Annotated in this window: 4 protein-coding genes; 3 read left to right on the plus strand and 1 reads right to left on the minus strand. The window is 57.7% G+C overall.

Annotation, left to right across the window (positions count from 1 at the left end):
• The first annotated feature begins 241 nt into the window (after window positions 1-241).
• Entirely contained in the window at window positions 242-2,584 is a 2,343-nt protein-coding gene (locus Enr13x_RS22205) for a hypothetical protein (protein ID WP_145389074.1), read from the plus strand.
• Window positions 2,585-3,101: 517 nt separating this feature from the next.
• On the opposite strand, the gene Enr13x_RS22210 is transcribed toward Enr13x_RS22205, so the two are convergent.
• Window positions 3,102-3,884, minus strand: a complete 783-nt coding sequence (locus Enr13x_RS22210; RefSeq protein WP_145389075.1) for a sugar phosphate isomerase/epimerase family protein — start codon at window positions 3,882-3,884, stop codon at window positions 3,102-3,104.
• 248 nt (window positions 3,885-4,132) lie between these two features.
• On the opposite strand from Enr13x_RS22210, the gene Enr13x_RS22215 reads away from it, so the two are divergent.
• Window positions 4,133-4,378, plus strand: a complete 246-nt coding sequence (locus tag Enr13x_RS22215; protein WP_145384425.1) for a hypothetical protein — start codon at window positions 4,133-4,135, stop codon at window positions 4,376-4,378.
• Window positions 4,379-4,470: 92 nt separating this feature from the next.
• Entirely contained in the window at window positions 4,471-5,691 is a 1,221-nt protein-coding gene (locus Enr13x_RS22220) for a hypothetical protein (protein ID WP_145384426.1), read from the plus strand.
• Window positions 5,692-5,798 lie beyond the last annotated feature (107 nt).

Consider the following 5,798-nt stretch of genomic DNA (forward strand, 5'->3'; position numbering starts at 1 on the left):
CTCTATCACTCGGAGCTGGCTTCGGCCTCATCCTCCCTGTCACCCCACAGGTATCGACGCCCCTTTGTTGGAGGTCGTTCACTTTTAAAGTCACCCTCCTGGCAGGAGGGTGACTTGCGATGTGGCGACACCGATGCTTGCAGGAATTCCCAAGATTCCCATCTTTTTTCTGGCCTACTACGCCCACCCCCGCTCAAATGAATGGGTCGACTCGAACGATCCCCCCAAGGAGAAACTCGCGATGCTCCGCAAACTTTTCCACTCCGTGGCGGCTCTGTTGGTTGTTTCTGGTATCGGGGTCGGGGTTCCCGCGGCCGCCCAGGAAATGCGTGTTCGGAACCTGATCGTTCCGGACGGCGCGACAGAGTACAGCATGATGAAACGGCGTGGCGACGTCCGCTTTCAAATGCCCTCGGACTTTCGATCGGTCGGCAAGGACTACGCCCAGAAACTGACCCAGCAGGGCTGGCGTAAATCGGCACGCGACAACTTGCAAAGCAGTTTCTGGGTCCAGACCTTTGCCAAGGGCAACATGACCCTGGTCGTCCGTGTGAGTGAAGAAGACGGCGGCAGCGCGGTGCGTTTGACGCCGACGGGAATGATGTGGGAAGAAGACGACCAACCGACGCCGAAAGAGTTGCCGATCCCTGACGACGCCACCGAACTCGAATACAGCGACTTTTTCGAAACCGTCGAATTCAGAACCCCGTCGGACCTGAAAACCGTCCAGAAGTACCTCGTCGAGGAACTTGAAAAACGAAACTGGCAGAAGGACAAGACGACGATGGATTTTGCGCACTACGTCAGCATGGACTTCTCGCAGAAAAAGTCATCGCTGACCGTCAACCTCCGCGCCCAAGAGGAGGGATGCGAGGTCGAGTTCCGCACCGAAGGGATGCAATGGGACGGGATGAAGGACGAAATTGAACGAGCCAAAAAAGTTGCACAGAAAGCCAAGCAAGTAAGGGAGCAAGCCGAGCAGATCGCGGCCGACGCGGCGAAAACAGAAGCGTTGGCCGAGCGGATGGCTTCACTGCCGAAGCGCAAGGACAAACCCAAGCAAGGCATCGACACGTTGCCAAAACTACCCAACGAAGCCACCATCGTGATGGACGGCACGACCTTCAAATTACCCCATGTGATCGCCTACGAAGTCTTTCAATACGACGAGTGGAAGACAAAGATTGTGGCAACCCCAAAGGCCGTCAAACAAGACACGCTTCTTGCACGACTCCGCAAGACCGGCAACGACGAAGACGACCAGGGCGGTCCCTCTTGGCCGCAACCGCACTTGATCGTCGTGTTGAATGAGGACGACCAACCGCGTCGGCTGAGTCTGCAAGCCGGCGGAACGCCCGGACACGGTTCCGACGACGAACTTGTCGGCACGGCCCTGGTGGAAAACGGCCGCGCACGAGGCACCGTCGCACTCAGGGAACCCGGTGACTTCTTCGACAAGGTCTACACCGCCGAAATCAGCTTCGACGTGCCCGTGCTGACGCGTGATTCGACGCCCGTCAAACGGCTCGCCGATGCGCCCAAGCTTGCCAATTCCGGCAAACTGGTGATGGGCAACAGGACTTACAACCTGTCAAACGTCGTCGCGTATCCCATGATGTTCTTTGACGATCCGATGACCGCCATCGTCTTCTCCGAAAAACCGCTCAACTTGACCAAGTTGACCGCGGCCTTGGGAAGACCCGCCGCGGACGATTACTTTGAATTCACGCCGCAAGTCAAATTGCTGGTCGATGCCGACGACAACGTCAGCTCCGTGTCGATCTGGGCCGACAACAATAGCGTCGGCAGCAACAACGATCTGGAAGACGCCATCGTGATCGAAGACGGACGCGCCCGAGGAACAGCGAAAATGACCAAGCCCGGCGAGTTCTTGGACACCAAGTACAGTTTCGAGGTCAGCGTCGATGTCAACGTCCTCGGGCAAAAAGCCTCCGTCAGCCGAAAACCGGTCGGCGGCCTGCCCGCGGACAGCTATGACGCGTTGCCGGTGCCGCAAGGCCACGAGGGCTTTCATGCCGAAGGCAGCCCGTTCCGCAAGGTGATTCAAACGACCGTCGCCGCGAAATTGGACGCCGTGGTTGATTTTTATCGCCGTCAGCTGGCTTCTGGACAATGGGGCAAATGGGACGAAACGGTGGCGGACACCAAGATCGATCGCCAGAGCGCCCGTCTGACGTTTACCGGGCCCACCGGCGGATTATCGGTGCAGCTGGTCGGCAAAGGAAATGAAACAGCCATCACGTTGGTGTCCCGCGATGCCCAGGCCGCAAAGGCAGCCGGTTTATGGCCTGCACCGGGCAAGGCGAGATTGTTCATCGCCAATGAAACCGCCAGCCCTGCCGTGCTGACGATCAACCGACGGGACTACACCATCGCCGCTGGCGCGGGAGGCAGAGATCCCAAGACGGGGATCAACTGGGAAGTCGCCCCGGGGAATTACACGATCGAAATCATACCGCCGCGAGGGCAGGTGCAATCGGAAAAAATCAAGATCCAGCCCGACACCACCATCGGCGTGATCATCACCGACTCGGGGAACTTCATGACCATGGAGTTGTATTAACGCTTGAGCCGCCTTCGGTTGCGATGTTTGGAAACGCAGACCCACGGAGGGTGGTCTAGCGATTGATCTTATTCAACCTCCCAGGCAGCCGTCGTGCAGTTTTTAAGTCGTTGAAGGTAAATGGTTTTCGTCACTCTCCCCCTGGGAGAGTCGAGCGCAGCGAGGAGAGGGTTTGGGTTGCTGCTTGGAGTCGCCGATCAAGCGTGAAGTGAATACCGCGATTGACCGTTCGACCTCCCCTCGCTGCGCTCGACCCTCCTGCCAGGAGGGTGACTTCGAAACTGCACGGCCGCGCCGGGGAGGGTCGACAAGCCGGTCGCGCACCAAACCCTCCAGGCGTCCTCTCGATTTCACACCGCGGGTTTGCTTTGCCATCCGCGGGTTCGCCCTGCCATCCGTGGGTTCGCCCTGCCATCCGTGGGTTCGCCCTGCCATCCGTGGGTTCGCCCTGCCATCCGCGGGTTCGCCCTGCCATCCGTGGGTTCGCCCTGCCATCGGTGGGTTTCCTCTGCTCCCACTACATCCCCAGATTCCCCAAGTACTCCACGCCTTGTTGCAATTCCGCCAGCGACGAGTCCCCACGCCCGACGATGCACGGTCCGCGAAACCCGACGTCTTCCAGCGTGGCAAAGACTTGCGGGAAATCCGCGGTGCCTTCGCCGATCGGCACATGCAGCCCCCGTCCGGCGGCCAGGTCGAGCACGCCGTCGGTGGCGCACACGACTTGGATTCGATCCTTCAGCGCCTTGACCGCTTCGGAGACACTGTGCCGGTTGACGATCAACTGGCCCGGATTGAGCGCAACCGCGACGAATCCCTCTTCGTCCTTGTCGAGCAAGTCGGCAAGGCTTTGGCCGGATTCCGCACCGGTCTCCGCGGCCAGGCAGGCGCCCACCTTGGCGCCGTACCGTCCCAGATCGCTGAGCACCGCCTGCAACGATTCATAGCGGGGATCGTTCTCGTCGTCGGGGATGAACCCGATCGAATTGATCACCGTGCGAGACTTGAGTTTGTACGCCAGAGCCATCGCCGCCTTGGTCGCTTCGATTCGGCGTTGAAGGTCCTGGGGATTGTCGTAACCCCGTCGCGTTTGGAACCGCAAACTGGCGACCGAGAGGTTGCGTTCGTCCAGCAGTTTTCTCAGATGCCGCAGGCCGGTTTCGGAGAGCGATTCGGGATGAATCTCGCTGCGGGCATTCAGTTCCACCGATCGCATGCCCAATTGGGCGGCGACATCAAGCGCACGTTTCAGGGGCAATCCAAGCGAATCGATGCGGATCGCAAGGTTCAGTTCAGCCATGGGGGCAACAGGTCCAAGAGAGGGGAAGTGTGATCTCTCACCATACCCAAGCCGGATGATTCTGCGAAGTGGGATAGGCTTCCAGCCTGTCATCAGCCTTGTTCCCAGACTGGGCCGGGAACACACTGCCTTGGAGGCTCCGCCTGGGCTGCGCAAAACCGACCGGTTTTGTGTTGAAATTGCTATTTGAGAATTTGACGGAATTGGTTCTCTTATATGCAGTTTTTCCGCGTCATGGAGGTTCAGTCATGTCTCAAGCCACGATTGAGTATAAGTCACCTGTTTCCAAACTTCTTGGTTCGGCACGCCGTGGACGAGAGAAATGGAAGAACAACGCCATGCAATCCAAGCGGTTGATTAAGGAACTCAAGCAAAACCTCTGCAATGCGAGAGAGAGCCGCCAGCGATGGAGAGGCGAGGCAAGCCAACTGCGGCGGCGCGTCGCCGAGCTGCAGAGTGAATTAGAGCAGTTAAAAACGCGGAGCAGCCCCTGAAGAATCGCCCGACGCAGCCGTCGACTCAATTGCTGCCGCCGGCCCCCCAACATTCTTTTTCGTTGAGTCTCGTTGTACTCACGATTTCTTGGGTGCTCCAAGCAACCATCAGCTATCGAGCTTGTGAGAAAATTGCCCGCACGCTAGGCACCATCCATTCTGGATTGTCTCACGCCCCTACGGCAAACACGATTCAGAACTGGACGCTGCGACGGGGGCTGCATGAATTAACGCGTCCCAAAGAACAGGCCGACGATTGGATTCTCCTGGTCGACCACACGATCCAATTGGGAAACGAGAAATGTCTTTTGATCGTTGGGATTCGCCTTGAACATTGGCTCAATCTCGATCGGCCTATCCGACTGAGCGATCTCTCGGCCATCCTGATCGAGATTGTCCAGACATCCAACGGCAAGATTGTTGCCGAGCAACTGAAGAAAGCTGCTGACCGAGTCGGTCAGGTCAAGGCCATCATTTCCGACCAAGGTTCCGACTTGGTCAACGGAATCGCTGGTTTTCAACAGGAAAGCGAGTCGACGATCGCATTGACCGACATGTGTCACCGAACTGCGACGGCACTCAAACATGTCCTGCAGAAAGACCCTCAATGGGATTCGTTTCTCGGGCACTGTGGAAAGACACAACCGAAAGCCAAACAGACTGAGCTGGGATCGTTGTTGCCTCCCAAACTCAAGGTCAAGGCACGCTTCATGAATCTGCACAGTCTGATCGGGTGGGCAGAGCGGATGTTGCGTCTGCTTGACACCCCCCATGAAGAACGTCAGCAACAAGATCGACTTGGTCGCCTGGAAGAGAAATTCGCTTGGGTGCTTGACTATCGTGAATCGATCGCAGTCTGGGCACGTCTGATGCGGATGGTCGACAAGACGTTAGAGCACTCACGAACAGTCGGTTTTAACGCAGACTCGGCTGCTTCCCTGGCTGAAAAACTTTCGTGTGATGTAGGCGATTGGCAGAGCCAAGCGTTTCGCGACGAGATCGTCTCGGCGATCGAAGAGAATTCAAGCATTCTTGCCCCCGGGGAGAGGTTGCCGGCGAGCAGCGAAATCCTTGAATCCTTGATCGGTAAGGGCAAGCAGATGGGTCGACAACATTCTCGCAGCGGTTTCACCCGCAACGTCTTATCAATGGCTGCCAGCGTCGCCGACGTCAGTGCGGAAGCCATTGAAACGAGCCTCGCCTCCGTTACCCACAAAACCCTATGCAATTGGGTGAAGGACAACCTCAGACAAACCATGACGATGTTCCGCCGCAGCGTACTACCGTCATCCCCAGGAACCGATACGGCCTAAATCTGCTATCCTTCTGAGTTGCAATTTTGCGCAGCCCAGGCTCCGCCTCCCGGGTTTGTAGGGCATGCTGTGCATGCCACTTGTCACGCACAGCGTGACCTACGTGT

Source organism: Stieleria neptunia, from assembly GCF_007754155.1.
Classification (GTDB): Bacteria; Planctomycetota; Planctomycetia; order Pirellulales; family Pirellulaceae; genus Stieleria; species Stieleria neptunia.